At 39.5% G+C, this 26,286-nt stretch carries 35 protein-coding genes; 1 reads left to right on the forward strand and 34 read right to left on the reverse strand.

The window, feature by feature from the left end; translation table 11 throughout:
- Window positions 1-87: 87 nt before the first annotated feature.
- Window positions 88-2,313, reverse strand: coding sequence for a penicillin-binding protein PBP2A (gene pbp2a, locus HW271_RS08135; RefSeq protein WP_178895560.1), 2,226 nt, complete (start codon window positions 2,311-2,313; stop codon window positions 88-90).
- Between the two features lie 88 nt (window positions 2,314-2,401).
- On the opposite strand from pbp2a, the gene HW271_RS08140 reads away from it, so the two are divergent.
- The gene (locus HW271_RS08140) at window positions 2,402-3,280 is read left to right on the forward strand and encodes an RluA family pseudouridine synthase (protein WP_302851393.1); all 879 of its coding nucleotides are present in this window, start codon (window positions 2,402-2,404) and stop codon (window positions 3,278-3,280) included.
- Between the two features lie 72 nt (window positions 3,281-3,352).
- On the opposite strand, the gene gap is transcribed toward HW271_RS08140, so the two are convergent.
- From gap to rplP, 33 genes are all read right to left on the reverse strand, one after another.
- On the reverse strand, window positions 3,353-4,363 hold the full coding sequence (gene gap, locus HW271_RS08145) for a type I glyceraldehyde-3-phosphate dehydrogenase (protein ID WP_006154814.1): 1,011 nt from the start codon (window positions 4,361-4,363) through the stop codon (window positions 3,353-3,355).
- Window positions 4,364-4,650: 287 nt separating this feature from the next.
- Complete coding sequence (adhE, locus tag HW271_RS08150; protein ID WP_178895561.1) at window positions 4,651-7,302, reverse strand: bifunctional acetaldehyde-CoA/alcohol dehydrogenase; 2,652 nt, start codon at window positions 7,300-7,302, stop codon at window positions 4,651-4,653.
- A 288-nt stretch (window positions 7,303-7,590) separates the two neighbouring features.
- A complete protein-coding gene (locus tag HW271_RS08155; RefSeq protein ID WP_178895562.1) occupies window positions 7,591-8,004 on the reverse strand; it encodes an MORN repeat-containing protein in 414 nt (137 codons plus the stop codon).
- Complete coding sequence (locus tag HW271_RS08160; protein WP_178895563.1) at window positions 7,997-8,434, reverse strand: low molecular weight protein-tyrosine-phosphatase; 438 nt, start codon at window positions 8,432-8,434, stop codon at window positions 7,997-7,999. The genes HW271_RS08155 and HW271_RS08160 overlap by 8 nt, the downstream gene beginning before the upstream one ends.
- Before the next feature lie 48 nt (window positions 8,435-8,482).
- Entirely contained in the window at window positions 8,483-8,803 is a 321-nt protein-coding gene (gene yajC / locus HW271_RS08165; RefSeq protein ID WP_000509386.1) for a preprotein translocase subunit YajC, read from the reverse strand.
- Window positions 8,804-8,919: 116 nt separating this feature from the next.
- Window positions 8,920-10,896, reverse strand: coding sequence for a transketolase (gene tkt / locus HW271_RS08170; protein ID WP_178895564.1), 1,977 nt, complete (start codon window positions 10,894-10,896; stop codon window positions 8,920-8,922).
- 118 nt (window positions 10,897-11,014) lie between these two features.
- Window positions 11,015-11,635 (reverse strand): ribonuclease P, encoded by a 621-nt coding sequence (locus HW271_RS08175; protein ID WP_178895565.1) that lies wholly within the window; start codon window positions 11,633-11,635, stop codon window positions 11,015-11,017.
- Window positions 11,636-11,689: 54 nt separating this feature from the next.
- Window positions 11,690-12,646: an RNA-binding cell elongation regulator Jag/EloR gene (gene jag / locus HW271_RS08180; protein ID WP_178895566.1), complete on the reverse strand. Its 957-nt coding sequence runs from the start codon at window positions 12,644-12,646 to the stop codon at window positions 11,690-11,692.
- A gap of 14 nt (window positions 12,647-12,660) precedes the next feature.
- A complete protein-coding gene (locus HW271_RS08185) occupies window positions 12,661-13,476 on the reverse strand; it encodes a YidC/Oxa1 family membrane protein insertase (RefSeq protein ID WP_178895567.1) in 816 nt (271 codons plus the stop codon).
- Window positions 13,451-13,822 carry a ribonuclease P protein component gene (rnpA, locus tag HW271_RS08190; protein WP_178895568.1) on the reverse strand — a complete coding sequence of 124 codons (372 nt, stop codon included), beginning with the start codon at window positions 13,820-13,822 and terminating at the stop codon, window positions 13,451-13,453. The genes HW271_RS08185 and rnpA overlap by 26 nt, the downstream gene beginning before the upstream one ends.
- Window positions 13,823-14,132: 310 nt before the next feature.
- On the reverse strand, window positions 14,133-15,470 hold the full coding sequence (locus HW271_RS08195; protein WP_178895569.1) for a PFL family protein: 1,338 nt from the start codon (window positions 15,468-15,470) through the stop codon (window positions 14,133-14,135).
- A gap of 9 nt (window positions 15,471-15,479) precedes the next feature.
- A complete protein-coding gene (locus HW271_RS08200) occupies window positions 15,480-15,746 on the reverse strand; it encodes an ACT domain-containing protein (protein WP_006151049.1) in 267 nt (88 codons plus the stop codon).
- A 258-nt stretch (window positions 15,747-16,004) separates the two neighbouring features.
- Window positions 16,005-16,391, reverse strand: coding sequence for a 50S ribosomal protein L17 (gene rplQ / locus HW271_RS08205; protein ID WP_004251124.1), 387 nt, complete (start codon window positions 16,389-16,391; stop codon window positions 16,005-16,007).
- A gap of 11 nt (window positions 16,392-16,402) precedes the next feature.
- On the reverse strand, window positions 16,403-17,338 hold the full coding sequence (locus HW271_RS08210; protein WP_004251121.1) for a DNA-directed RNA polymerase subunit alpha: 936 nt from the start codon (window positions 17,336-17,338) through the stop codon (window positions 16,403-16,405).
- Window positions 17,339-17,381: 43 nt separating this feature from the next.
- On the reverse strand, window positions 17,382-17,765 hold the full coding sequence (rpsK, locus tag HW271_RS08215) for a 30S ribosomal protein S11 (RefSeq protein WP_001118385.1): 384 nt from the start codon (window positions 17,763-17,765) through the stop codon (window positions 17,382-17,384).
- 17 nt (window positions 17,766-17,782) lie between these two features.
- Window positions 17,783-18,148: a 30S ribosomal protein S13 gene (gene rpsM, locus HW271_RS08220; protein ID WP_004251117.1), complete on the reverse strand. Its 366-nt coding sequence runs from the start codon at window positions 18,146-18,148 to the stop codon at window positions 17,783-17,785.
- A 17-nt stretch (window positions 18,149-18,165) separates the two neighbouring features.
- Window positions 18,166-18,282, reverse strand: a complete 117-nt coding sequence (gene rpmJ / locus HW271_RS08225) for a 50S ribosomal protein L36 (protein WP_001808836.1) — start codon at window positions 18,280-18,282, stop codon at window positions 18,166-18,168.
- Window positions 18,283-18,306: 24 nt separating this feature from the next.
- Window positions 18,307-18,525, reverse strand: a complete 219-nt coding sequence (infA, locus tag HW271_RS08230) for a translation initiation factor IF-1 (protein ID WP_001029883.1) — start codon at window positions 18,523-18,525, stop codon at window positions 18,307-18,309.
- Window positions 18,526-18,642: 117 nt separating this feature from the next.
- The gene (locus tag HW271_RS08235; RefSeq protein WP_178895570.1) at window positions 18,643-19,281 is read right to left on the reverse strand and encodes an adenylate kinase; all 639 of its coding nucleotides are present in this window, start codon (window positions 19,279-19,281) and stop codon (window positions 18,643-18,645) included.
- 155 nt (window positions 19,282-19,436) lie between these two features.
- Window positions 19,437-20,747, reverse strand: a complete 1,311-nt coding sequence (secY, locus tag HW271_RS08240) for a preprotein translocase subunit SecY (protein WP_178895571.1) — start codon at window positions 20,745-20,747, stop codon at window positions 19,437-19,439.
- A gap of 12 nt (window positions 20,748-20,759) precedes the next feature.
- On the reverse strand, window positions 20,760-21,200 hold the full coding sequence (rplO, locus tag HW271_RS08245; RefSeq protein ID WP_006151070.1) for a 50S ribosomal protein L15: 441 nt from the start codon (window positions 21,198-21,200) through the stop codon (window positions 20,760-20,762).
- Between the two features lie 143 nt (window positions 21,201-21,343).
- A complete protein-coding gene (rpmD, locus tag HW271_RS08250; RefSeq protein ID WP_000057241.1) occupies window positions 21,344-21,526 on the reverse strand; it encodes a 50S ribosomal protein L30 in 183 nt (60 codons plus the stop codon).
- A gap of 13 nt (window positions 21,527-21,539) precedes the next feature.
- The gene (rpsE, locus tag HW271_RS08255; protein ID WP_004251100.1) at window positions 21,540-22,034 is read right to left on the reverse strand and encodes a 30S ribosomal protein S5; all 495 of its coding nucleotides are present in this window, start codon (window positions 22,032-22,034) and stop codon (window positions 21,540-21,542) included.
- A gap of 17 nt (window positions 22,035-22,051) precedes the next feature.
- Window positions 22,052-22,408, reverse strand: coding sequence for a 50S ribosomal protein L18 (gene rplR, locus HW271_RS08260; RefSeq protein WP_004251098.1), 357 nt, complete (start codon window positions 22,406-22,408; stop codon window positions 22,052-22,054).
- An 83-nt stretch (window positions 22,409-22,491) separates the two neighbouring features.
- Window positions 22,492-23,028 carry a 50S ribosomal protein L6 gene (rplF, locus tag HW271_RS08265; protein ID WP_178895572.1) on the reverse strand — a complete coding sequence of 179 codons (537 nt, stop codon included), beginning with the start codon at window positions 23,026-23,028 and terminating at the stop codon, window positions 22,492-22,494.
- Between the two features lie 191 nt (window positions 23,029-23,219).
- Window positions 23,220-23,618 carry a 30S ribosomal protein S8 gene (rpsH, locus tag HW271_RS08270; protein WP_004251095.1) on the reverse strand — a complete coding sequence of 133 codons (399 nt, stop codon included), beginning with the start codon at window positions 23,616-23,618 and terminating at the stop codon, window positions 23,220-23,222.
- 212 nt (window positions 23,619-23,830) lie between these two features.
- Window positions 23,831-24,016, reverse strand: a complete 186-nt coding sequence (locus tag HW271_RS08275; protein WP_001085699.1) for a type Z 30S ribosomal protein S14 — start codon at window positions 24,014-24,016, stop codon at window positions 23,831-23,833.
- 17 nt (window positions 24,017-24,033) lie between these two features.
- Entirely contained in the window at window positions 24,034-24,576 is a 543-nt protein-coding gene (rplE, locus tag HW271_RS08280) for a 50S ribosomal protein L5 (protein WP_000013542.1), read from the reverse strand.
- Between the two features lie 23 nt (window positions 24,577-24,599).
- Complete coding sequence (rplX, locus tag HW271_RS08285; RefSeq protein WP_000497691.1) at window positions 24,600-24,905, reverse strand: 50S ribosomal protein L24; 306 nt, start codon at window positions 24,903-24,905, stop codon at window positions 24,600-24,602.
- 72 nt (window positions 24,906-24,977) lie between these two features.
- Complete coding sequence (gene rplN, locus HW271_RS08290; RefSeq protein WP_000616547.1) at window positions 24,978-25,346, reverse strand: 50S ribosomal protein L14; 369 nt, start codon at window positions 25,344-25,346, stop codon at window positions 24,978-24,980.
- 25 nt (window positions 25,347-25,371) lie between these two features.
- Window positions 25,372-25,632: a 30S ribosomal protein S17 gene (rpsQ, locus tag HW271_RS08295; protein ID WP_000440801.1), complete on the reverse strand. Its 261-nt coding sequence runs from the start codon at window positions 25,630-25,632 to the stop codon at window positions 25,372-25,374.
- 24 nt (window positions 25,633-25,656) lie between these two features.
- Entirely contained in the window at window positions 25,657-25,863 is a 207-nt protein-coding gene (rpmC, locus tag HW271_RS08300) for a 50S ribosomal protein L29 (RefSeq protein WP_000772918.1), read from the reverse strand.
- 9 nt (window positions 25,864-25,872) lie between these two features.
- Window positions 25,873-26,286 carry a 50S ribosomal protein L16 gene (rplP, locus tag HW271_RS08305; RefSeq protein WP_000960948.1) on the reverse strand — a complete coding sequence of 138 codons (414 nt, stop codon included), beginning with the start codon at window positions 26,284-26,286 and terminating at the stop codon, window positions 25,873-25,875.

Here is a 26,286-nt window from a genome sequence, read left to right on the forward strand (position 1 = left end):
TTGAATGTTTGATATTTCATTGGGAAGTGTTTTGGGGCTTTTTAGGATATAAAAAAGGCAAGAGTTTTGCTCTTGTCTTTTAAAAATTTATTGGAACAAATCTACAATTGTATCCCAGACAGTTTTTGCCTTTTCTTTAATTTTTGCATCTGAAATAGCTTTTTCTGCTTCATCAATAAGATTCTGGGCTCGATCTCGGATATCAGTTATAGAATCACTTGATTGCACACCACCATTGTCGGTTGCTTGATTTTGAGAATTTCTAGGAGCTATACCGTTTAGTTCATAAGCATTCTCAACAGTAAAGGTACTTCCTGGCGTATAAGGAAGAATTGTTTCTGCCATACTTCTAAAAATATGAGCGGCGCCATTTGATGTCGAACCTGCTAGATAATGGTTTTCATCGGTAGTTGGGAAACCAAGCCAGTGACTAATGACTACATCAGGTGTATACCCAACAACCCATTGGTCACTCGTATATTCTGGGTTAAAAGCAGTCTCTGTCGTTCCAGTTTTTCCGGCCATAACATAACCATCAGGCGAAGAACTTATTCCTGTACCATTTGTGAAGGTTCCTAACATCATGCTAGTCATTTTATCAGCTACAGACTTGTCTATCACACGTTTTTGAGAATTCTTATGTGTAGCAATGACTTGACCACTTGCATTTTCAATACGTGTAATAAAATGCGCTTCAGGCATCAAACCTTCATTTGCAAATGCTGCATAAGCTTGTGCCATTTGTAGTGGACTAGTTTCCACACCACCACCCAGGGCAACACCCAACACACGATCCACATTCGTTAAATCAAGTCCAAATCTTTCACCTGATTCAAAAGCCTTGTCGATGCCAAGTTGTTTAACTGTTGCTACGGCAGGGAGGTTTAGGGACTCAGCTAAAGCTTGGTACATTGGAACTTCAGGAGATGTTTTGATTCCTGCGTAGTTATCGACCTTGTAATCACCATACTCCATAGTATGATTATCCAACTCTTTATTTAGAGCCCAACCAGCTTCGACTGCTGGGGTATAGACAACTAAGGGCTTAATAGTTGAACCTGGACTTCTTTTTGATTGAGTTGCGTAGTTGAAATTTCGGAAGCCCGCTTTATCATCTCCTGCTACACGACCAACAACTCCTCGAACTCCTCCTGTTTTTGGTTCTAGAGCAACACTGCCAGACTCAGCATGAGTTCCATCTTCTGCGGTTGGAAAGAGAGCTGTGTTTTCATAAATGACTTGCATATTAGCCTGGTAATTCTGATCTAATTCCGTATATATACGATAGCCGTTGTTCACAATTTCTTCTTCAGTTAAATTATACTTTTCAATTGCTTCATTAACAACAGCATCAAAATAGGATGGATATCGGTAGTCTGAAACTTTACCTTTATAAGCATCCTGCAGTTGAGATGCCATATCAACACCCGAAGCTTCCGCTTCTTTGTCCTTATCAATATAGCCAGCAGCGACCATGTTTTGTAAGACGGTGTCTCTACGGTTAGTAGAATCTTCAATAGAATTCAAAGGGTTGTATAATTCCGGTCCTTTCAGCATTCCTGCTAAAGTCGCAGCTTCATCAAGCGTCAGTTGAGAAGCTGAAACCCCAAAGTATTTTTTACTTGCATCTTCAACACCCCAAACCCCATTTCCGAAATAGGCATTGTTCAAGTACATGGTTAGGATTTCCTTCTTGCTATATTTTTTGGTTAATTCTAGAGCTAAGAAGAATTCTTTGGCTTTTCTTTGAACAGTCTGATCTTGAGAAAGATAGGCATTCTTTGCCAACTGCTGAGTAATCGTAGAACCACCACCCGAGCGACCTGCTGTAAGAATGGCCAGGAAAAAGCGTCCATAGTTAATTCCACTATTTTTATAGAAACTTCTATCTTCTGTCGCAATAACAGCATTCTGCAAATCTTCACTAATATCCGAAAGTTCGACATAGGTGCCTTTTTGACCTGACAGGGCGCCTGCTTCTTTTTCTTCTCTGTCAAAAATCAGAGTACGTGTTTTTAAAGCATTTTGTAAGTCTGTAACATTCGTCGATTTTGCTAGCGCAAATAGATAGACCCCAACAAAAAGGCTGGCACTTAGTCCTATAATCAGAAAGATTTTTGTCAAATGATAACGGCGCCAGAATTTTCGAATAGGACCAACTGCCCCAGATTTCTTTCGCCCTGCTCTTGAACGTCGTAAGTTGCTCGACACATTTTCTTCTTGTTCGACTTCATTCATTTCTGTTTCTTCAATTTCGGATTCTTCCTTTTTAAATAAAGAAAGAAATTTTTCAAATAAGGTATCTAATTTCATGCGTATATTTTATCATCTTCCCCATAGGAAGACAAGAATTTTGCTAGTTCCCCTGTCCAAATAAACTGATTTTTGTTACAATATCAGTATGAAATTTACCTTTACTATCCCTGAGTCTCTACCTGAAATGACAGTTAAACTTTTTCTGGAGGAACAGCTGTTAATCCCTCGAAAAATAAGGCACTTTTTGAGAACCAAGAAACACATCCTCATTAATCAAGAAGAGGTGCATTGGCATCAAACGATCAAGTCTGGGGATGAATGTCAATTGATTTTCGATGAGGAAGATTATCCTACAAAAGAAATTGCTTTGGGCAACCCCAAACTTGTAAATGAAATCTATCAAGACCAACATTTAATTATCGTAAATAAACCCGAGGGCATGAAAACACATGGGAATCAGCCCGATGAGATTGCTCTTCTTAATCATGTCAGCGCCTATGTTGGTCAAACTTGCTATGTTGTCCATAGACTAGATATGGAAACAAGTGGTCTCGTATTGTTTGCTAAGAATCCATTCATTCTTCCTATCCTTAATCGCTTATTAGAAAAGAAAGAGATTTCCCGAGAATACTGGGCTCTAGTTGACGGAAAAATAGAGGCTAAAGAGCTTGTCTTCCGAGATAAAATTGGTCGCAATCGTCACGACCGTAGGAAACGGGTAGTGGATCAAAAAAATGGCCAATACGCTGAAACCCAAGTAACTCGTTTGAAACAATTTGCAACGAACAAAACTAGTCTTATTCGTTGCAAATTAAAAACGGGACGAACCCATCAGATCCGAGTTCACCTATCTCACCACGGACATCCAATTCTTGGAGACCCTCTCTACAACTCACATTCAAAAGTTAGCAGACTGATGCTGCACGCATTTAAACTATCCTTTATCCACCCTCTAACTTTAAACAAATTAAGCTTTACTGCACTTTCAGATACATTTGAAAGAGAATTAAAACAAAATGGATGATAAAATCATCCATTTTTCTTCACTAATACTAAAAAAGCAAGACCAATAGGTCTTGCTTTTTCGACTCAGAAATTATTTAGCAATTTTTGCGAAGTATTCAAGAGTACGAACAAGTTGTGCAGTATAAGACATTTCGTTGTCATACCATGAAACAACTTTAACCAATTGTTTACCGTCAACGTCAAGAACTTTAGTTTGAGTTGCGTCAAACAATGATCCGTAAGACATACCTACAACGTCTGAAGAAACGATTGGATCTTCAGTGTAACCGTATGATTCGTTAGCTACTGCTTTCATAGCTGCATTTACTTCATCAACAGTAACGTTCTTTTCGAGAACAACTACCAATTCAGTAACTGATCCAGTTGGAGTAGGAACGCGTTGTGCAGCTCCGTCCAATTTACCGTTCAATTCAGGAATAACCAAACCGATTGCTTTAGCAGCACCAGTTGAGTTAGGAACGATGTTTGCAGCACCAGCACGAGCACGACGAAGGTCACCTTTACGGTGTGGACCGTCAAGGATCATTTGGTCACCAGTGTAAGCGTGGATAGTAGTCATCAATCCTTCAACAACACCGAAGTTATCTTGAAGAGCTTTAGCCATTGGAGCCAAGCAGTTTGTAGTACATGAAGCACCTGAGATAACTGTTTCAGTACCATCAAGAATATCGTGGTTAGTGTTAAATACGACTGTTTTAACATCTGATCCACCAGGAGCAGTGATAACAACTTTCTTAGCACCACCAGCATGCAAGTGTTTTTCAGCAGCTGCTTTAGTAGCAAAGAAACCAGTTGCTTCAAGAACGATTTCTACACCGTCGTTAGCCCAGTCGATTTGTTCTGGATCGCGTTCAGCAGAAACTTTAACGAATTTACCGTTAACTTCGAATCCACCTTCTTTAACTTCCACAGTACCGTCGAAACGACCTTGAGTTGTGTCATATTTCAACAAGTGTGCAAGCATAACTGGATCTGTAAGGTCGTTGATGCGAGTAACTTCAACACCTTCTACGTTTTGGATACGACGGAAAGCAAGACGACCGATACGACCGAAACCGTTAATACCAACTTTAACTACCATTAGTGATTTCCTCCTTATGAAAATCATGAAAATTTTATTGTGAAAAGAGTAACTTGAATCACTACAAATCACCTTTCAACAAACCTATTATATAACTATTTTAGTTTTATTGCAAGTGCGGGCGTTGATTTTCACTTTAGTTTTATACTTTTCAATTCCTCTTATTTTACTAAGACACCTTAGTAAAAGCCTTCACTCTATCCACATCATGATTCCTTATAAAATTTTGGTTCCATGAAAAATCAAAAAAGAGACAGGATAACTCCTGCCTCTAGGCTGATAATCTATTATTTTCGACGTCCTGGACGTTCTGCATAACCATAGTAAGCATCTGCCATGATTTCTTCCATGTCAGCTACCATTGGCAAGCGTGGGTTCGCAGGTGAACATTGGTCTTCATATGCGAGCAAGGCAATTTCATGCAAGCTGTCTTTCCAAGCTTTTTCATCAATTCCTTGATCCTTGAAGTTCATCTTGATACCTACTGCAACACCAAGGTCGTAAACAGCTTTAGCGTATGCTTCAACTGCTTCTTCTGGAGTTGAGTGAGGCAAGCCAAGCATTTTCGCGATATCTTGGAATTTCTCATCAGCTTTCCAGTAGTTGTATTTAGGCCATGTAGTAGTCTTAGATGGACGAGTTCCATTGTAACGGATTACGTATGGAAGCAAGATTGCATTTGTACGTCCGTGAACAGTGTGGTGAACCGCGCCAATCTTATGGGCCATTGAGTGACTCATCCCAAGGAAGGCATTGGCGAAGGCCATACCAGCCATTGTAGAAGCATTATGCATTTTTTCGCGAGCTTCTGGATCAGCTGTCTTAACTGATTTTTCTAACCATTCGAAGACAAGCTTGATTGTTTGAAGAGCGATACCATCTGTATAATCATTAGCAAAGTTTGAAGTGTAAGCTTCGGTAGCGTGAGTCAACACGTCCATACCTGTATCGGCAGCGATGAAGTCAGGAACTGACTCAACCAAAGCAGGGTCAACAATCGCAATAGTTGGTGTCAATGAGTAGTCAGCCAATGGATATTTACGGTTGTTTTTCTTATCAGAGATAACGGCAAATGGTGTTACTTCTGAACCTGTACCTGAAGTTGTTGGAATACCGATGTATTTCGCTTTCTTGCCAAGCGATGGGAAGCGGAAGGCACGTTTACGAATATCCATGAATTTTTGAACCAAGTCACGGAAGTCGATTTGTGGTTGTTCGTAGAAGAGCCACATTACTTTAGCCGCATCCATTGGAGAACCACCACCAAGTGCGATAATTGTGTCTGGTTCAAATTTTCGCATCACTTCAGTTCCACGTTCTACAGTTGTGATATCTGGATCTGGTTCAACATCTGAGAAGACTTGGACAGTTACACGGTTGCTACGTTTGTTCAATTGGTCGATAATGCGTTGAACAAAACCAAGTTTTTCGATAGATTTGTCTGTAACAATCATTACGCGTTCAATATCTTCACATGTTTGAAGGTATTGGATAGAATTGCGTTCGAAGTAAATTTTTGAAGGAACTTTAAACCATTGCATATTATTTCTACGTTTCCCTACTTTCTTGATGTTTAGAAGGTTAATTGCACTCACGTTATCACCGACTGAGTTGTGTCCATAAGAACCACATCCAAGTGTCAATGATGGAATGAAGGCATTGTATACGTCACCGATACCACCGAAAGTAGATGGAGAGTTCCAGATAATACGCATTGCTTTGATTTCTGTACCAAAACGTTTAGCAAGTTCTTCGTCTTTTGTATGGATAGCTGCTGAGTGACCAAGTCCATTGAACTCAACCATTTGACGAGCTTTTTTAAGACCATCTTCAGTATCTTCAGCTTTAAGAACTGCAATAACTGGTGATAATTTTTCACGAGTTAATGGTTCTTTTGGTCCTACTTCTGCACATTCTGCTGCCAAGATATTTGTTCCTTCTGGAACAGAGAATCCAGCTTGTTCAGCAATCCATGCAGCTGGCTTACCAACGATGTTTGCGTTTAGTTTAGCACCAGCACAGTTTTTGCTGTTAGCTTTCACACCGAAACAGAATTCTTCAAGAAGAGCTTTTTCTTTCTTGTTTACAAAGTAAGTGTGATATGACTTGAATTCTTCTACAAATTCATCATAAACTTCTTTATCAATGATAACTGCTTGTTCTGACGCACAGACCATACCATTATCAAATGATTTAGACATAACGATATCATGAGCAGCTTGACGGAGGTCAGCAGATTTTTCTACATAAGCAGGAACATTCCCGGCACCTACCCCAAGTGCTGGCTTACCGCATGAGTAAGCAGCTTTAACCATGGCATTACCACCAGTTGCGAGGATAGTCGCAACGCCTTCGTGGTTCATAAGTGCTCCAGTTGCTTCCATTGATGGTTCTGTAATCCATTGAACACAGTTTTCAGGAGCGCCAGCTGCGATTGCTGCATCACGAACGATTTGTGCTGCGTGAGCTGATGATTCTTGAGCTGATGGGTGGAAAGCGAAAACGATTGGATTACGCGTTTTCAAAGCAATCAATGATTTGAAAATAGCTGTTGAAGTTGGGTTTGTTGTTGGAGTGACACCGCAGATTACACCTACAGGTTCTGCAATTTTAGTCAGACCTGTAATTGGGTCCTCTTCAATAACTCCAACTGTTTTAACGCCACGCATATTGTTTACTACGTGTTCACAGGCAAAAAGGTTTTTTGTTGCCTTGTCTTCGAATACACCACGCCCAGTTTCTTCAACTGCATGTTGTGCAAGAATTCCGTGTGCATCAAGAGCAGCAACAGATGCTTTTGCTACGATGTAGTCAACTTGCTCTTGGTTCAACTTGCGCATTTCGTCAAGTGCAACCAAAGCTTTTTGTACTAATCCATCTACATGCTTTTCAGCAGCGAGTTGTTTTTGCTCAGGTGTCAAAGTTTTTTTATCAGCCATATTTTCCTCCATAGCCTTAAAGGTTTAAACCTTTGTTAAATTTTTCACAAGTATATTATAACTCTTTTTTTTTACTTTGTAAACAGTTTCATAGATATTTCACAAAGAATTTTCATATTTTTGTGATTTTTTTCTCAAATTCGCGTTATAATGCATTCTTTCCCCGAGGTTTGTGAAAATCTTATTATATTTTTTTTTTTCACAAACTTGTTTTTAGTTTATTTTTCCACTCTTAAATCAAGGAAGCGTTTTCTTTATTTCTTGAGAAAAGACCTCCTTGTTAGGAGGTTATTGTGCCTGTTGGAAGAGTCCTTGTTTAAAGTCGCCTTCATAGACAACTTCTTGCTCGGTAGTTAGTTTCCCTTTTCCTTCAGCTTGGCCATTCACAAAATCACCTTCATAAACCCATCCATTCTTAGCTTGGTAGGTTCCTTTCCCATTAAATGCGCCATTTTTAAACTGTCCGGTGTAGGTATCTCCATTAGAGAAGGTCATTGTTCCTTGGCCGTTCATCTTCCCACGAACAATACTTCCGTCATATACTAGTGAATCGCCATCCAATTTTAAAACTCCTTGCTTAGGCATATTCCCCACAAATACAAATATAGCACAAAGAGCTATGACTACTATCGTTGCAATTTCCAAACGAGGACGCGTTATATAGACACTGTATTTATCATAGAATTTCTTTAAATTATCCATTTTTTGCCTCATTTTCTAAACGTGTTAGCCAAGCTTGGCAACCAGTTAAAACTCGATCATAAGTTTCATCAAAATCACCTGTATACCATGGATCAGGAACATCCTCAGAAGCAAATGCCTCTAGCTTATGTAGTTGATCTTGAGGACACATCTGATGCAAATCAGCGAGATTAGACTCATCCATCCCAATGATATAGTCAAAATACTCAAAATCTTTTTTAGAAATTTGTTGGGAAGTTTTCGAAGTATCATAAGGAACGCCATGACTTCGAAAGATGCCTTGCGTCCCTTTGTGGATTGGATTACCGTGTTCCCAAGAAGAAGTTGCTCTACTTTCAATCTCATAATCATCGGTTAAAGATTTCATAACAAATTCTGCCATAGGACTTCGGCAAATATTACCAAGGCAAACAAAAACAACCTTTTTCATCATTGCTCCTCATTATCATAGAAAAACGGGAATGAGATTCACCCCGTTTTATTCTTCAATAGCACTGCCTTCTTCGATAACAGCGCCTTCAGGTGTGACAGCTTCTTTGACTGGCAAAACTGTTCTAATTGCGCCTAATTCAAAAGTCAAGTATACTCCGTCTACATCAAGTACAATCGTTTTGTTTTCAGTATCAACTTCGTCGACTGTACCGTAGAGACCACCGATAGTGATTACTTCGTAGCCTTTTTGAAGTTTGTTGAGGCTCTCCATGCGTTTTTCAGCTTGTTTCTTTTGAGAACGTTGCATGAAGAACATCAAACCAAACATCAAAACAAGCATAATCAAGAATGTTAAATTCCCACCCATTATTTTTTCTCCTTTGTAATTCAGATAAAACTACTATATCAAATTTCACTTGTTTTTACAAGATTGCACCTTGATTTTAGGTCAATAAAAAACCAGAGCAAATGCTCTGATTTTTCTTACTTCAAGTTGTTTACAATTTCAACTAATTTTTCAACTGTAAATCCATACTCTGCTAAAACTTTTGGTGCTGGGGCAGATGCTCCAAAGGTATCAATACCGAGAACTGCTCCATCAAGACCAACGTATTTGTACCAGTTTTGAGTCGCTCCCATTTCAACCGCCACACGGTGACGAATCGCATTTGGTAGGATTTCTTCTTTGTAGGCTGCATCTTGTGCGTCAAAGACATCCGTAGATGGCATGCTGACTACGCGAACTTTTCCACCTTGACTTGCCAATTCTTTAGCAGCTGCAACAGCCAGATTAACCTCTGAACCTGTTGCAATCAAAATAGTGTCAAAGTCTGCTGCATTTTCATAGACAACATAAGCACCTTTGGTAACCTTATCAAAGTCTGTTCCTTCCTCAACAGTCAAGTTTTGACGAGTCAAGACGAGGGCAGTTGGTGTTTTCTCACTCTTCACTGCAAGGTACCAAGCTGCTTGAGTTTCACGCGCATCTGCTGGACGGAAAACATTGAGGTTTGGAATTGCACGAAGACCTGCCAAGTGCTCTACTGGTTCGTGAGTTGGTCCATCTTCACCAACTGCGATTGAATCGTGAGTAAAGACATAGGTTACAGGAAGACCTTGTAGAGCTGACAAACGAACTGCTGCTTTAAGGTAGTCTGAGAATACGAAGAAAGTTCCACCGTAAACTCGAAGTCCACCGTGAAGAGCCATTCCGTTCAAAACGGTACCCATTGCAAATTCACGAACACCAAATTGGATATTACGATTCAAGCGATTTGCATCATCTTGGAGTCCATCTGTTTTGATATAAGTCATATTTGAATGAGCAAGGTCTGCTGATCCACCAAGGAAAGTTGGCAATTTAGCAGCCACTACATTCAAAGCATCTTGACTTGAGTTACGAGTTGCTTGAGAGAAGCCATTCTCTAAAGCCGGGAAGTCTTCTGGAGTCACCTCAACTGGATCACGCCCTTCGATGATTGCTTCCACTTCTGCAGCAAGTTCTGGGTGAGCTTCTTTATAATCTGCGACTAGTTTTGTCCATGCTTCATATGCCGATGCACCACGATCTGCAACATTTTCTTTGAAATCGGCATAAACTTCCGCTGGAATTTCAAATGGTTCATAGTTCCAACCAAGTGCTTGGCGAGTTGCTGCAGTTTCATCTGCTCCAAGAGGGGCACCGTGTACGGCATTGGTTCCTTGTTTGTTTGGAGAACCATAACCAATAACAGTTTTCACTTCGATCAAAGATGGTTTTCCTGAAGCCTTAGCTTCTTCGATAGCAGCATGAATCGCTTCTAAATCTGTTCCATCTTCTACCAAAGCTGTATGCCAACCGTAGGCATTGTAACGATCGCGAACACTTTCTGTGAATGAATCTTTTGTCTCACCATCCAAGTTGATATCATTTGAGTCATAAAGAACAACCAACTTGTCAAGCTTTTGCAAGCCTGCATAAGAAGCAGCTTCACTTGAGACACCTTCCATCAAGTCGCCATCTCCACAGATAACATATGTGTAGTGATCAAAGATGTTATAACCTTCACGGTTGTACTTAGCTGCAAGGAAACGTTCTGCTTGTGCAAAACCTGTCGCAGTCGCAATCCCTTGTCCTAGAGGACCTGTAGTTGCATCAACCCCTGCTGTATGACCAAATTCTGGGTGACCTGGAGTTTTAGAACCCCATTGACGGAAGTTCTTCAGTTCATCCATACTCACATCTTCAAATCCAGAAAGGTGAAGAAGGGCATAGAGAAGCATTGACCCATGACCTGCTGAGAGAATAAAGCGGTCGCGGTTAATCCAGTTTGGTTGAGCTGGATTGATACGAAGTTCTTTAGTGAAAAGGCTGTATGCCATCGGTGCAGCTCCCATAACCACCCCTGGGTGACCTGAGTTCGCTTTATTGATAGCGTCAATACCTAGAAAACGAATCGCATTAACAGATAGATTTGACATAGAATTTCCTTTCTCTTTGAGGTGATAAGTATACCACTCATCCTATTTTACTATTATATGAAAAAATACCTAGAATAGCAATAAAACAATTTACTATAAAATGACTCAGCCGATTAGATTAATTTCTGGTCGCTTGATAGTAAGGCAAGAATTTTTCAAAAGCCCTATCCAGTTCATCTAAAATCTTATCTAGAGTTTCTTCATCAGTCACTGGAACATCAGCTTTTATTAATACTTTGCGAATCTCTTGGTTAGATAACTGTTGTCTCAAAAGTTGTCTATTCTCCTCAGTAGCCTGCACTCTATAACTCTCATCGTTTTTCTGAACCCAATAATAGATTCCCTCAACCACTGGCACATCCAAAACTTTAGCCTGTTTTGATAAGGTAGCTTCATCTTTCTTTCTCTCTATAAAACTAACTTCTAAAGAGATTCCCCAATTTTTCTGACTTCCATACAAACGAAGAGCCATCATGGGTTCCGCAACTGAACCTTCTGCCTGTAAATAAGCCCAAAAATGAGGGCGAAGACGTTGAGCTTGATTCATCCATTGACTGGTTGGGTGTAATTTCCAATCGGAATGCCTAGCTTGAAAACATTCAGCTAGGTGAGTAAATGACTTTCGTGCTCCCTGCCCTTTGCTACGCATGGATAACATTTTATCTCTTTCAACTCCTGCTTTGTCAGGATTCCGGTACTGTTCTCCTTGATAAGCAAGATAATCTTTGATTTCTTTCATTTGATTCCTTCTTTAGTTAGAAAAAAATCAGGAAAACCTGATTTTTCATTTATCTTATTCAGTATCTACGACAACATAACGATTTGGTTCGTCGCCTTCAGAGTAGCTCGTTACACCTTCCATTCGCGAAATGATACGATGGATAATTTTACGCTCGCTACTTGACATTGGATCTGTCATCTGACTACGACCTTCTTCCAAGACACGTGTAGCCAATTTCTGTGCGTAACTCTGCAAAACTTCTGCACGATGTTCCACATAGTCATTCACATTGATCGTGATGTAGAAAGTTTTTGAATAACGATTGTAGAGGTAATTTTGCGCTAGAAGTTGAAGAGATTTCAAAACCTTACCGTGGTAACCGATAATACGACCCGGCTCATTCGTATCGATTTGCATGTTGATAGAACGACGGTTAGAAGTACTAGAAATAGTTCCCTCAACATCCATATCATCAATGATTGCTTGAACATAGTCCGTCACTTCTTCAACAACCTTTTCTGTGTCGTAAGTCGGCTCAACTTTCAAACCAAGGTTTTCTAAATCACTACCTTGCTCTTCGTCAGCATTTTCTTGAATTTCTTCAGGTTGCAATTCTTTTAAAACAGCAATGTGCCCTGTTTCCTCTAAAATAGTGCTTGCTTCCTTATCATTCTTGAGAATTTCAGCCTTGACTTCTTCAGAAATTTCTTGGCCTTCTTCTTCAATCTTCTTGATAGCTGCAACTACATGTCCCAAATCGACTGTTGCTTCACTGACTGTTTTAACTGGATCATTTTGATCATTAATTTCTTTTGGAACGCCTTTGATCGCTTGCTGATTTGCTTTTACAACCGTTGTTTCACTGATTGCTTCGATATCAACTTGAGCTGGTTTTTTTCCAAAAAGTCCAAAAAATCCTTTTTTCTCTCTCGAAACAACTTTGATATGAGCTTTCATTCTCGGAATATTTAATTCATTCAATCCATTTTGGATTGCTTCTTCAACTGTTGAACCTGTAAATAATACCATTATCAGATTTCTCCTTACTTTTTCTTTTTCTGTGCTTTCTTTAGAGCTTTTCTTTTCTTAACTTCTAAATCCTTCTTAGCTTGCACATCTGCTTCACGCTCTGCAATAATTTTGAAGGGATTGTTCAAAAGGTAAGTTTGCAATACTTGATAAGCATTTGAAACCGCCCAGTAAAGAGCGACACCACTTGGAGCAGATATTGCAAAAAAGAAGATTATAACAGGCATGCCATACATCATACCTGTCATTGCACCATTTTTCTCAGGCAAAGCTTTGTTTGAAAGCCAGCTACTGAGGAAGGTGAATAGGGCAGCTAAAATAGGTAGTACGAAAGTGGTATCAGCTCCACCTAGATTGAACCATAAAAAGTGGCCTGTCTTCAAAAAATCTACGTTTGATAAAGCTTGGAAAAGAGCCAATAGAATTGGCATTTGAATCAAAAGCGGCCAGAAGGATGCAGATTGCTTAATGCCTAATTCTTTAAATAGTTTACGTGTTTCCTGATCTAGCTTAGTACGACTTTCCATGTCGCGACCTGGATAACGTTCGCGCAATTCTTTGATAAGAGGTTGCGCCTCTTGCATTTTTCTGGAAGCCACCATTTGTGTTTGAAAGACTGGTAACAGTATTGTTCTAATCAAAACCGTGAAAAGAATAATCCCTAAACCAATGCTTACATTAAAGGACAAAAAACGAATGGTTTCAGCAAAAAAATAAACAAGTTTACTCCAAAAGTCTGCCGAATCAGCAGACACTTCACTAGTTGCACAAGCAGTCATTACCAACAAGGACAAACCTAAAAAACTAGTCAATTGTAATTTCTTCTTCACTCTTATTTCCTTCCTGGTAAATCTTTGCTAATCTCAAAACATGAAGTAAATTTTTTTCAATTTCTGCATATTCTAGTAGTTCAACGCCTTTTCGAGCAATCACAACAAAATCGACATTATCAACAATTTGATTGCTATTTTGAATGAGAACATGCCGGATTCTTCTCTTGATTTGGTTTCTTGTTACAGCATTTCCTAATTTTTTACTGACTGATAAACCTACTCGAAAATGTGTTTCATTGTTTTCTAATCGATAAATAACAAATTTTCGATTAGCTACACTTGCTCCCTTTTTAAATATGGCGTCGAAATCTTTCTCTTTTTTTACACGAAAGCTTTTTCTCAAAAATCATACTCCATCTAATAAAACTACTACTATTATACCATAAAATTTCAAAAAGCCAATCATGGCAAGGTTTTAGGCTGGTTTGGCTTCGAAAAAAGTAGCCATTCTTAAAAAATTTGACCAGAATCAATGATATTTTACTAGTTTTTTTGAGAATACAAAACAAAAGCCACTCTTACGAGCGACTTTTGTAGGAGATTATTATGAAAAAGTTTAGGATTTCTATTAAATAAAGTTAGGAGGTCTTCATTTAATGATTATAGTATACACACTCATCCTTAAATTGACCTTAAACCATTTTATTTTTTTATTAATTTTTAAAACTATGGATTGGAGCTGGAATTTGACCTCCACGAGCAATGAAATCAACTGAAGAAGCACCGTTGACCTTCATTACTGGCGCCGTCCCCAATAGGCCTCCAAACTCAATCATATCGCCTTCTTTACCCTTTGGAATAATACGAACAGCCGTTGTCTTCATGTTAATGACACCAATTGCTGCCTCATCCGCAATCATAGCTGCAATCGTCTCTGCAGGAGTATCTTCTGGAATGGCAATCATATCCAAACCAACTGAACAGATAGCTGTCATTGCTTCTAATTTCTCAAGATTTAGGGAGCCATTTTGCACTGCTGCTATCATACCCTCATCTTCTGAGACTGGGATGAAAGCACCTGACAATCCACCGACTTGGTTGCAAGCCATTACACCACCTTTTTTTACTTGGTCATTTAAAAGAGCTAAGGCTGCAGTCGTCCCATGAGTCCCAACTGTTTCAAGACCCATTTCCTCGAGAACCCGAGCTACAGAATCCCCCACTGCAGGAGTAGGTGCTAAACTCAAATCAACAATCCCAAAATCAACTCCTAGTCTTTCACTAGCCATCTGGCCAACTAATTGACCAATCCGAGTAATCTTGAAGGCTGTCTTTTTAACAGTTTCAGCAACTACATCAAAGCTTTGGCCGCGAACTTTTTCTAAGGCACGTTTGACTACACCAGGACCTGAAACACCAACATTAATAATAACATCAGCTTCGCCAACACCATGAAAGGCTCCGGCCATAAAAGGATTGTCTTCAACTGCATTGGCAAATACAACTAATTTAGCAGCTCCCATATCAGAAAAACTAGCAGTTTCCTTGATAATTCGACCCATATCAGCTACAGCAGTCATGTTAATTCCTGACTTGGTTGAACCGATATTGACAGAAGAGCAAACTTTATCAGTTTCAGCTAAGGCACGCGGAATCGAGTTGATGAGTATTTCGTCTCCTTTTTGGTAGCCTTTCTGAACTAAGGCAGAAAAACCCCCAATAAAATCTACACCAATTTCTTTTGCTGCTCTATCTAAAGCTTTTGCTAACACTACATAATCTGTCGCATCTGTTGCTGCTCCAATCAAAGAAATAGGCGTTACCGATACGCGTTTGTTAACGATTGGAATCCCAAGTTCAGCTGCAATTTCATCCCCGACAGCAACTAAATTTGCGGCCTTGCTAGTTATCTTATCATAAATTTTATCTGCAGCCTTATTAATATCTGGATCTATACAATCTAGAAGTGAAATTCCCATGGTAATTGTTCTGATATCAAAATTCTGCTCTTCAATCATTGAGATTGTTTCAGTGACTTGTCTAATATCCATACACGCCTCCTAGATATTATACATAGCATCAAAAATCGCAGCACTCTGAATATTGATTTTGACATTCAAAGTCTGACCAAAAGCCTCAAACTCATTTCTCAAATGAGTAAAATCTTGTTTTTCTTCACTAGATACCACAGCCATCATTGTGAAGAACTCGTCCAAGACAGTTTGTGAAATATCATCAATATTTAATCCTAATTCAGCAATCTTAGTCGCAACACCTGCAACAATCCCACCTTTATCTTTTCCAACTACAGTTATGATAGCTTTCATATCGACCCTCCATTTTTAAACTATAGAAAATCTAATTTTGTGATTTTCTTTTTTCTCAGTATAGCACATTTACAACAAAAAAACTAAAAAACGCCTGCTTACGAAATTGTTCTTAAAAGAAAAACAATTTCGTAAACAAGCGTCTACCGACCATCTTATGATGAGTGTTCCCGCTAGGACAAAAGTCCTAGCGGTAGACCAGAGCTAGACTAAGAGCACAGGGCTCCATCATCATAACACTCAACAAAATTGATGATTTTATACTAATTCAATGATCGCCATTGGCGCTGCATCACCACGACGTGGTTCAGTTTTAAGGATACGAGTGTATCCACCGTTACGGTCTGCGTAACGAGGTGCGATTTCTGAGAACAATTTTTGAAGAGCTGTAGTAGAAGTGTACTTGTCAGTTGCTTCATCATAGTTTTCAGATGCGATTTCATTACGTACGAAAGCAGCAGCTTGACGACGTGCATGCAAATCACCACGTTTACCTAGAGTAATCATTTTTTCAACAGTTTTACGGATTTCTTTAGCACGAGCTTCAGTTGTCACGATTGATTCGTTGATCAAAAGGTCAGTTGTCAAATCGCGAAGCATTGCTTTACGTTGTGAGCTAGTGCGTCCTAGTTTACGGTAAGCCATGTATTCCTCCTTTATTTATCTTTTAATCCAAGACCCAAATCAATGAGTTTGAGTTTCACTTCTTCCAAACTCTTGCGTCCAAGATTTCTTACTTTCATCATCTCTGCTTCAGATTTTTCTGTCAAATCGTGCACAGTATTGATACCAGCACGTTTCAAACAGTTATACGAGCGTACAGACAAGTCAAGTTCCTCAATCGTACGTTCCAAAATACGGTCGTCCGATTCAGTATCAGCTTCTTTCATCACTTCTGCAGATTTAGCAATCTCTGTAAGATTTGTAAACAAATCAAGATGTTCTGTCAAAATACGTGCTGAAAGCCCTAAAGCATCTTCTGGAATAATAGTTCCATTTGTCAAGATTTCAAGGGTTAATTTGTCGAAACCATCATTGCTTCCTACACGAGCAGGTTCAACTTGATAGTTAACTTTTGTAACTGGTGTATAAATAGAATCTACAGCAAGTGTTCCAACTGGGGCATTATCTTTTTTATTTTCATCTGCAGGTACATAGCCACGACCAGTGTTTACAGTCATAGTTGCTTTAAATGAAGCACCTTCTCCGATTGTGAAAAGATAATGATCTGGATTTACGATTTCAATATCACTATCAGTTAAAATATCTCCGGCTGTCACTTCAGCAGGACCTTCAACATCAAGTTCAATAGTCTTTTCGTCTTTTACATATGATTTAACTGCAATACCTTTAATGTTCAGAATGATTTGCATCACGTCTTCGCGAACACCAGGAATTGTATCAAATTCATGTAATACTCCATCGATATCGATAGATGTAACAGCTGCTCCTGGAAGAGAAGCAAGAAGTACACGACGAAGAGAGTTACCAAGTGTTGTACCGTATCCACGTTCTAGTGGTTCGATTACAAACTTGCCATAATCTTTATTTTCATCAATTTTTGTTATATTTGGTTTTTCAAACTCGATCATTTAGTTACTCCCTCTTAAACGAAAAGCAGTGTAAAGGTAATGATTATACACGGCGACGTTTTGGAGGACGAGCACCATTGTGTGGCACTGGAGTCACATCACGAATTGCTGTTACTTCAAGACCAGCGGCAGCAAGAGCACGAATAGCTGACTCACGACCAGAACCTGGACCTTTTACAGTAACTTCAACTGATTTAAGACCGTGTTCTTGTGCAGATTTAGCAGCAGCTTCTGAAGCCATTTGAGCAGCAAATGGTGTAGATTTACGAGAACCTTTGAAACCAAGAGCACCAGCTGATGACCAAGCGATTGCATTACCATGCACATCAGTAATCATAACAATAGTGTTATTAAATGTAGCGTGAATATGAGCAATACCAGATTCGATATTCTTTTTCACACGACGTTTACGTGTTGGTTTAGCCAAGACTTTTACCTCCTATATTATTTTTTCTTACCAGCAATCGCAACAGCTTTACCTTTACGAGTGCGAGCGTTGTTTTTAGTGTTTTGTCCACGGACAGGAAGTCCACGACGGTGACGGATACCACGGTATGAACCGATTTCCATCAAACGTTTGATGTTCAAGTTCACTTCACGACGAAGGTCACCTTCAACTTTAATTGCATCCACTTCACGACGGATAGCATCTTCTTGATCTGATGTAAGGTCACGAACACGAATATCTTCTGAAACTCCAGCAGCTGCCAAAATCTTTTGAGATGTTGCAAGTCCGATACCATAGACATAAGTCAATGAGATAACTACGCGTTTGTCATTTGGAATATCAACTCCAGCAATACGAGCCATGTTTTCTCCTTTCTATCTTATCCTTGACGTTGTTTGTGTTTTGGATTTGCTGGGCAAATTACCATAACACGACCATTACGACGAATTACTTTACAGTATTCGCAAATTGGTTTGACCGATGGTCTTACTTTCATTTCTTATCCCTCCAAGTTTTTCGATTATTTAAAGCGGTAAGTGATACGTCCACGTGTCAAGTCATATGGACTCATTTCAACAGTAACACGATCTCCCGCTAAAATACGAATATAGTTTTTACGAATTTTACCAGAAACTGTTGCTAAAATCTGATGTCCATTTTCAAGTTCAACCGTAAACATTGCATTCGGCATCGTATCGACTACTTTGCCTTCAACTTCAATCACATCGTCTTTTGCCACGCAAAAGTACCTCCCTAAATTTCGATTTGATGCCTCTAGACACAGAGACAACAATTATAAGTCAGACTAACTCAGTATAACATTTGTCAAGACATTTTGCAAGCCTGAAAAACGCTTTTATTTCAAATTTGTCAATACCTTTTCGATATCTTTAAAGACATCATTGATATCTTGGTTGCCTTCGATATCATGTACTAGACCTTTAGCTCGATAGTGAGCAATGATTGGTTCACCTTGAGCAATATTGACATCCAAACGACGTTTAACTGTCTCAGGTTTATCATCCTCACGTTGGTAGTAATCTTCCTCTTTGTAATCAACTGGTGGGTTGAATACTTTATGGAAAGTTTCGCCAGTTTCACGGTGAATGATACGACCACTCAAACGTTCAAGTAGGCATGATGGATCTACTTCGATGTTAATAACACCTTCAAGTTCAATTCCAAGTTCAGCCAATGTTTTGTCTAAGGCATGAGCTTGCTCAATTGTACGTGGGTACCCATCCAACAAGAAGCCAGTTTCTTTAATATCATCTTGAGAAAGACGTTCTTTAACAATTCCATTTGTAACTTCATCTGGAACCAATTCGCCTTTATCAATATAAGACTTAGCTAATACACCCATTTCAGTTTGGTTAGCCATTGCTGCACGGAACATGTCACCTGTTGAGATGTGGGCAACGTGAAACTGTTCAACAATTTTCGCTGCTTGTGTCCCTTTACCTGCACCAGGTAAACCCATAATCAAAAGATTCATGATTCAAACTCCTTTTTTGTATTTAAATAGAAGCAAAAATTCATTTCAACTCCTATTTAAAAACAAAATAGAAGAGAGGAGATAAAAATCTGACAATGTCTTTGATTTTTACACTCCACTCTCTGAGCAATAGTGAATTTTATTTTCTATTACAATTATTCTGTTGTATCTAAGAAACCAACATACTTACGTTTCAATAGATAACCTTCCAATTGTTTAATTCCTTCGATACCTGTAGAGATAATGATTAGCAAACTTGTTCCCCCAAAAGCGACAACTTCTGAAAGACCAAATAAATCTTTAGCTACAATAGGTAGGATAGAAATCACACCTAGGAAGATTGATCCGACTGTTGCGAGACGACGAAGAAGTTTTGACATATATTCTTCTGTCCCTTTACCAGGACGGACACCATGGATATAAGCTCCACTCTTTTGTAAATTTTCTGCTGCTTTCTCTGGATTGATCTGTACAAATGTATAGAAGAATGTAAAGAGAATAATCAACAGAGCATACAAAGCAACACCTGTTGGGGTTGAAGTAGATACCAACTCTTGAGCTGTTTTTACCCATTCCCAATTAAGACCAGACGCACTTACGAATTGTAAAATTGCTGCCGGTGCTGCTGTAATAGAGCTAGCAAAGATAACCGGGATAACCCCAGCAGGGTTAATCTTCAATGGAAGATAGGAGCTTGACGGCGCACCTTGAGCTACCTTTGTATACTGAATTGGAATCTTGTATTTAGCTTGTTCAACGTAAGTTGTAAAGTAAACAATTAACAAAACAGCAATGATTAAGATAGCAACGAAAATGAGAGACGATGTCAAACGACTGCTTGGTACATTGACAAAGTAATCTACATAGATGCCCTTAATCATATCAGGAATTGAAGCAACAATCCCTGCAAAGATAATCATTGAAACACCATTTCCGTATCCCTTATCTGTGATTTGCTCTCCCAACCAGGTTACAATCATGCTTCCTGCGGTTAAAATTCCACCAATTACAAGGAATACTTGTGGTGTAAGTGGTACAGTCAAAAGTTTAGCTCCAGACAGAGCGTTAAAACCAGCAGTAATCCCGACTGATTGAACAAATGCAAGCACAAGGGCAATGTATCGAGTCGCTTGATTTAACTTTCTACGACCTACTTCCCCTTGTTTGCCCCACTCTACAAATTTTGGCAATAAATCCATTTGCAAGAGTTGGACGACGATTGAGGCTGTGATGTAGGGACTAACACCAAGTGCAAAAACTGAGAAGTTTTTCATGGCATTCCCTGACACCAAGCTCAACATATTCAAGAAGGATAGTCCACTCAAAGCGTTCAAGCTATTTGCATTTACCCATGGTACAGTAATGCTTGTACCGATACGGAATACAAATACGATAAAAATTGTAAATAGAATTTTTGATCGAACTTGTTTAACTTTGAATGCTTCTCTCAATAATTTAAAAAACATAGGTCACCTCACTTAGATGACTTCAACAGAACCACCTTTAGCAGTGATAGCTTCTTCAGCTGATTTAGAGAATTTAGCTGCTTTAACAGTCAATTTCTTAGTCAACTCACCGTTACCAAGAACTTTGATACCTGATTTTTCAGATTTAACAATTCCTGATTCTACAAGTACCACTGGAGTTACTTCAGCACCGTCATCAAAGGCGTTCAATTGATCAAGGTTTACAATAGCATATTCTTTAGCGTTGATGTTAGTAAATCCACGTTTTGGAAGACGACGGAACAATGGAGTTTGTCCACCTTCAAAACCAAGACGTACACCGCCTCCGCTACGAGCTTTTTGACCTTTTTGACCACGGCCTGATGTTTTACCGTTACCTGATGAAGTACCACGTCCAACACGGTTACGTGACTTACGAGAACCTTCTGCAGGTTTCAATTCATGAAGTTTCATTTATTTTTCTCCTCTTTTGTAAAATGCTAGCGCCGATAAAGGAGAAAAGGTTGTCTCCTTTATCAACTCGCCTATACTGTGTCATCTAAGATGACTATATCTAGTTTTAGGGGATGGTCATATGCACATCCCCTAAATAATCATTAGTTTACTTCTTCAACTGTTACCAAGTGAGATACTGCAGTAATCATACCACGGATTGCAGCGTTATCTTCTTTAATAACAGAGCTGTTCAATTTGCCAAGTCCAAGTGCTACAACAGTTTTACGTTGTGATGGAATGCGTCCGATTGGAGACTTAGTCAAAGTAATTTTAATTTGAGCCATTTTATCCCCTTTCTTATGCCAAATCAGAAACTGAAATACCACGAAGGGCAGCAACTTCTTCAGCGCGTTTCAATTGTTTCAAACCTTCAACAGTTGCGCGAACAATGTTGATTGGAGTGTTAGAACCAAGTGATTTAGATGTAATATCTGCCACACCTGCCAATTCCACAACGGCACGAACTGCACCACCTGCGGCAACTCCAGAACCTTCTACAGCAGGTTTCAACAATACTTTAGCTCCACCGAATTCTGAAAGAACTTCATGTGGAATTGTTGTTCCGACCATAGGAACTTCGATCAAGTTTTTCTTAGCATCTTCTACTGCTTTGCGGATTGCTTCTGGAACTTCTTGAGCTTTACCAGTACCAAATCCTACACGACCGTTGCGGTCACCAACTACTACAAGAGCTGCGAAACGAAGACGACGTCCACCTTTAACAACTTTTGTAACACGGTTAACAGCAACTACGCGTTCTTCAAGTTCTACTGCATTGTCTTTAAATGCCATTTTCTAGTGTCCTCCTATTAGAATTTCAATCCGTTTTCACGAGCTGCATCAGCCAAAGCTTTCACACGTCCGTGATATAGATATCCACCGCGGTCGAACACCACTTCTGAAATACCTTTAGCACTTGCACGTTCTGCAACGAGTTTACCGACAGCAACGGCTTGTTCAGTTTTAGTTCCTTTTGAAACTTCTTTGTCAAGAGTTGAAGCACTTGCGAGCGTTACACCCGCTACGTCATCAATCACTTGAGCGTAGATGCCTGTATTAGAACGGAATACGTTCAAACGTGGGCGATCAGCAGTTCCAGAGAGTTTTCCGCGTACACGACGGTGGCGTTTTTGGCGGAGTTTGTTTTTATCTGGTTTAGAAATCACAGTTTTCACCTCTTTAATTTTAAATCATGTGCTATGCACAAAGTTGGTAATGGGGTTGGTGGTTGAAAATCAACCACTCAACATTATTTACCAGTTTTACCTTCTTTAAGACGAACATATTCGCCAACGTAACGGATACCTTTACCTTTGTATGGTTCTGGTGAACGAAGGCTACGTACGTAAGCAGCTGTTTGACCAACTACTTCTTTTGAAATTCCGCTGATAACGATAGTCGTTGGGTTTGGAAGTCCAAAAGTAATTCCTGCTGGAGCTTCAACTTCGTCTGGATGTGATTTACCAACAGCCAAAACAAGTTTGTTTCCTTGAAGTTGTGCACGGTAACCAACCCCACGCATTTCAAGTTCTTTCTTGAATCCTTCTGAAACACCAATAACCATGTTGTTCAAAAGTGCACGAGTAGTTCCGTGGATAGTTTTCATTTCTTTTGAATCGTTTGGACGGTGAAGAGTTACTTCAGTACCTTCCACACGGATTTCAATATCTTTTGAGAACTCACGAGTAAGTTCTCCTTTAGGTCCTTTTACAGTTACAACGTTGTCATTGTTAGTGAGTTCAACACCAGCAGGCAACACGATAACTTTATTACCAATACGTGACATGTTTTTATTCTCCTGTTAAATTGTCAGGCCATAAAGGCCAGTTTTCACGGGGTTAAGATACTTATTTAGTTCAAGATCTGAACTGAACACGCTCTAAGAACTGTGCAAAATAGATAAGTTGGCTTGTTTGTAAACAACCTGCTCCAACTTCCTAATTTTGCTTTGTTCTTTACGAGCTTTGTATCTTGATTTTACCAAACGTAAGCGATAACCTCTCCACCAACATTCTTTTGGCGAGCTTCTTTATCAGTAAGCAAACCTTCAGAAGTTGAAAGGATAGCAATTCCAAGACCGTTAAGTACTTTTGGAAGATCTTCACGTTTTTTGTAGACACGAAGTCCTGGTTTAGAAACACGTTTCAAGTTAGTGATAACTCGTTCACCGTTTGCTCCGTATTTAAGGAATACACGGATGATGCCTTGTTTGTCATCTTCGATGATTTCTACGTTCTTAACAAAACCTTCGCGTTTAAGGATTTCAGCAATCCCTTTTTTGATGTTTGATGCAGGTACTTCAAGTACTTCGTGTTTTGCTTGGTTAGCGTTACGAATACGAGTTAGGAAGTCTGCGATTGGGTCAGTCATAACCATTTTATTTTTCTCCTCTTACTAGTAGTTTGCAAGTTGCACTTGCTAGTTAATGATTGAGCTGGGCTCAGATAGTATTGACACATTCAAACAAGATAATCTCATTTGAACACGAGCTACAACCTGGGCAAAAAAGATAGATTTGTCTTGGAGCATTGCTCCTGCACCAAATCTCCTATTTTTGCTGGGGTTGTTACGCTCTTTGTATCATGTTATTACCAAGATGCTTTTGTTACACCAGGGATTTGACCTTTGTATGCCAATTCACGGAAGCAAACACGGCAAAGTTTAAACTTGCGGTAAACTGAGTGTGGACGTCCACAACGTTCACAGCGAGTGTATGCTTGAGTAGAGAACTTCGCTGGGCGTTTGTTCTTAGCAATCATAGATTTTTTAGCCATTAGTTATACCTCCTATATTATTTTGCAAAAGGCATTCCAAGGCCTGTAAGCAATGCACGTGACTCTTCGTCTGTGTTAGCAGTAGTTACGATAACGATGTCAAGACCGCGAGTTTTGTCAACGTCATCAAAGTTGATTTCTGGGAAGATTAATTGCTCTTTCACACCAAGTGTGTAGTTTCCGCGTCCGTCAAATGATTTTGTTGGAACACCGTGGAAGTCACGTACACGTGGAAGTGATACTGAAACCAATTTATCCAAGAATTCGTACATACGTTCACCACGAAGGGTAACTTTTGCACCGATCGCAACACCTTCACGAAGACGGAAGCCGGCGATAGATTTTTTAGCTTTAGTGATAAGTGGTTTTTGACCTGAGATAAGTGCTAATTCTTCAGCAGCTTTTTCAAGGCTTTTAGCGTTTGATACAGCTTCACCAACACCCATGTTCAAAACGATCTTATCCACTTTAGGAACAGCCATCACTGATGAGTAGTTGAATTGTTCTGTCAAAGCAGGAACTACTTCATTAAGATATTTTTCTTTTAAACGATTTGCCATTATACTTCTCCTTTCCTTCGTGATTAATCAAGCACTTCGCCTGATTTTTTGTTGTAGCGAACTTTTTTACCGTCTACAAATTTGTAACCAACACGACCAGCTACACCATTTTTGTCCAAAACTTGAACGTTTGATACGTGGATAGCTGCTTCCTTCTCGATGATACCACCTTGAGGAAGTTCGTTAGTTGGACGTTGGTGTTTCTTAACGATGTTAACACCTTCAACGATAACTTTGTTTACTTTTGGAAGGGCAGTAAGGACAACAGCTTCTGTTCCCTTATCTTTACCAGCGATTACGCGAACTTTGTCGCCTTTTTTTACAAACATTTTTTTCTCCTTTTATTCTTACGCCCAATGGGCACCCTGGCTAAGCCAGGGGACTGTGTTTGTTTTTATTGATTAAAGTACTTCTGGAGCAAGTGACACGATCTTCATGAAGCCACCTTCACGCAATTCACGTGCAACTGGGCCAAAGATACGTGTTCCGCGAGGAGTTTTGTCGTCACGGATGATAACTGCTGCGTTTTCGTCAAATTTGATGTATGAACCATCAGCACGACGAGCACCTGATTTAGTACGAACGATAACTGCTTTAACAACGTCACCTTTTTTAACCGCACCACCAGGAGTAGCTTGTTTTACAGATGCCACAATAACATCACCGATGTTCGCAAATTTACGTTTAGAACCACCAAGAACTTTGATAGTCAAGATTTCGCGTGCACCGCTGTTGTCTGCGACTTTCAAACGAGTTTCTGTTTGAATCATTTCAGTTTTCTCCTTTCAGGCTTGATTAGATGATAACCGCTTCTTCAACAACTTCTACAAGACGGAAACGTTTTGTAGCTGAAAGCGGGCGAGTTTCCATGATACGTACGATATCGCCTTCTTTGGCAACATTGTTTTCATCATGTGCTTTGTATTTTTTAGAGTAGTTAATACGTTTACCATAGACTGGGTGGTTACGTTTTGTTTCAACTACAACTGTGATTGTCTTGTCCATTTTGTCAGATACAACACGTCCAACAAGAACTTTACGATTATTGCGTTCCATTGAAATTTCTCCTTCCCTAGTCTATTATTTCGCTTCAGATTGAACTGTTTTGATACGAGCGATTTGTTTTTTAACTTCTTTCAAGCGAGCTGTTTGTTCTAATTGACCAGTAGCAGCTTGGAAGCGAAGTTCAAACAATTCTTTTTTCAATTCGTTTTCGCGCTTCGCGAGTTCTTCTTGAGAAAGACCACGAAGTTCTTTAACAAATTCTTTTACTTCATTAAGTTTCATGCCTTCTCCTTATTCTGCTTCACGTTTTACGAATTTACATTTAACTGGCAATTTGTGGCTTGCAAGACGAAGCGCTTCGCGAGCGATCTCTTCAGATACACCAGCAACTTCGAACATTACTTTACCACGTTTAACTGGTGCTACCCAACCTTCAGGTGCCCCTTTACCAGATCCCATACGAACCCCGATAGCTTTAGCTGTGTATGATTTGTGTGGGAAGATTTTAATCCAAACTTTACCACCACGTTTCATGTAACGAGTCATGGCGATACGAGCAGCTTCGATTTGGCGGTTAGTGATCCAGTGGCTAGTTGTAGCTTGAAGACCGTATTCACCGAATGCCACTTCTTTTCCACCTTTAGCTTCACCGCGCATTTTACCACGGAATTCACGACGGTGTTTAACACGTTTAGGTACTAACAT

This window comes from Streptococcus sp. oral taxon 061 (assembly GCF_013394695.1).
Lineage (GTDB): Bacteria > Bacillota > Bacilli > Lactobacillales > Streptococcaceae > Streptococcus.

Coding starts and splice junctions, on each gene's coding strand:
- pbp2a (WP_178895560.1), bottom strand. CDS start 2,313: ATGAAATTAGATACCTTATTTGAAAAATTTCTTTCTTTATTTAAAAAG.
- HW271_RS08140 (WP_302851393.1), top strand. CDS start 2,402: ATGAAATTTACCTTTACTATCCCTGAGTCTCTACCTGAAATGACAGTT.
- gap (WP_006154814.1), bottom strand. CDS start 4,363: ATGGTAGTTAAAGTTGGTATTAACGGTTTCGGTCGTATCGGTCGTCTT.
- adhE (WP_178895561.1), bottom strand. CDS start 7,302: ATGGCTGATAAAAAAACTTTGACACCTGAGCAAAAACAACTCGCTGCT.
- HW271_RS08155 (WP_178895562.1), bottom strand. CDS start 8,004: ATGGATAATTTAAAGAAATTCTATGATAAATACAGTGTCTATATAACG.
- HW271_RS08160 (WP_178895563.1), bottom strand. CDS start 8,434: ATGAAAAAGGTTGTTTTTGTTTGCCTTGGTAATATTTGCCGAAGTCCT.
- yajC (WP_000509386.1), bottom strand. CDS start 8,803: ATGGGTGGGAATTTAACATTCTTGATTATGCTTGTTTTGATGTTTGGT.
- tkt (WP_178895564.1), bottom strand. CDS start 10,896: ATGTCAAATCTATCTGTTAATGCGATTCGTTTTCTAGGTATTGACGCT.
- HW271_RS08175 (WP_178895565.1), bottom strand. CDS start 11,635: ATGAAAGAAATCAAAGATTATCTTGCTTATCAAGGAGAACAGTACCGG.
- jag (WP_178895566.1), bottom strand. CDS start 12,646: ATGGTATTATTTACAGGTTCAACAGTTGAAGAAGCAATCCAAAATGGA.
- HW271_RS08195 (WP_178895569.1), bottom strand. CDS start 15,470: ATGGATATTAGACAAGTCACTGAAACAATCTCAATGATTGAAGAGCAG.
- HW271_RS08200 (WP_006151049.1), bottom strand. CDS start 15,746: ATGAAAGCTATCATAACTGTAGTTGGAAAAGATAAAGGTGGGATTGTT.
- rplQ (WP_004251124.1), bottom strand. CDS start 16,391: ATGGCTTACCGTAAACTAGGACGCACTAGCTCACAACGTAAAGCAATG.
- HW271_RS08210 (WP_004251121.1), bottom strand. CDS start 17,338: ATGATCGAGTTTGAAAAACCAAATATAACAAAAATTGATGAAAATAAA.
- rpsM (WP_004251117.1), bottom strand. CDS start 18,148: ATGGCTCGTATTGCTGGAGTTGATATTCCAAATGACAAACGCGTAGTT.
- rpmJ (WP_001808836.1), bottom strand. CDS start 18,282: ATGAAAGTAAGACCATCGGTCAAACCAATTTGCGAATACTGTAAAGTA.
- HW271_RS08235 (WP_178895570.1), bottom strand. CDS start 19,281: ATGAATCTTTTGATTATGGGTTTACCTGGTGCAGGTAAAGGGACACAA.
- secY (WP_178895571.1), bottom strand. CDS start 20,747: ATGTTTTTTAAATTATTGAGAGAAGCATTCAAAGTTAAACAAGTTCGA.
- rplO (WP_006151070.1), bottom strand. CDS start 21,200: ATGAAACTTCATGAATTGAAACCTGCAGAAGGTTCTCGTAAGTCACGT.
- rpmD (WP_000057241.1), bottom strand. CDS start 21,526: ATGGCTCAAATTAAAATTACTTTGACTAAGTCTCCAATCGGACGCATT.
- rpsE (WP_004251100.1), bottom strand. CDS start 22,034: ATGGCATTTAAAGACAATGCAGTAGAACTTGAAGAACGCGTAGTTGCT.
- rplF (WP_178895572.1), bottom strand. CDS start 23,028: ATGTCACGTATTGGTAATAAAGTTATCGTGTTGCCTGCTGGTGTTGAA.
- rpsH (WP_004251095.1), bottom strand. CDS start 23,618: ATGGTTATGACTGACCCAATCGCAGACTTCCTAACTCGTATTCGTAAC.
- HW271_RS08275 (WP_001085699.1), bottom strand. CDS start 24,016: ATGGCTAAAAAATCTATGATTGCTAAGAACAAACGCCCAGCGAAGTTC.
- rplE (WP_000013542.1), bottom strand. CDS start 24,576: ATGGCAAATCGTTTAAAAGAAAAATATCTTAATGAAGTAGTTCCTGCT.
- rplX (WP_000497691.1), bottom strand. CDS start 24,905: ATGTTTGTAAAAAAAGGCGACAAAGTTCGCGTAATCGCTGGTAAAGAT.
- rplN (WP_000616547.1), bottom strand. CDS start 25,346: ATGATTCAAACAGAAACTCGTTTGAAAGTCGCAGACAACAGCGGTGCA.
- rpsQ (WP_000440801.1), bottom strand. CDS start 25,632: ATGGAACGCAATAATCGTAAAGTTCTTGTTGGACGTGTTGTATCTGAC.
- rpmC (WP_000772918.1), bottom strand. CDS start 25,863: ATGAAACTTAATGAAGTAAAAGAATTTGTTAAAGAACTTCGTGGTCTT.
- rplP (WP_000960948.1), bottom strand. CDS start 26,286: ATGTTAGTACCTAAACGTGTTAAACACCGTCGTGAATTCCGTGGTAAA.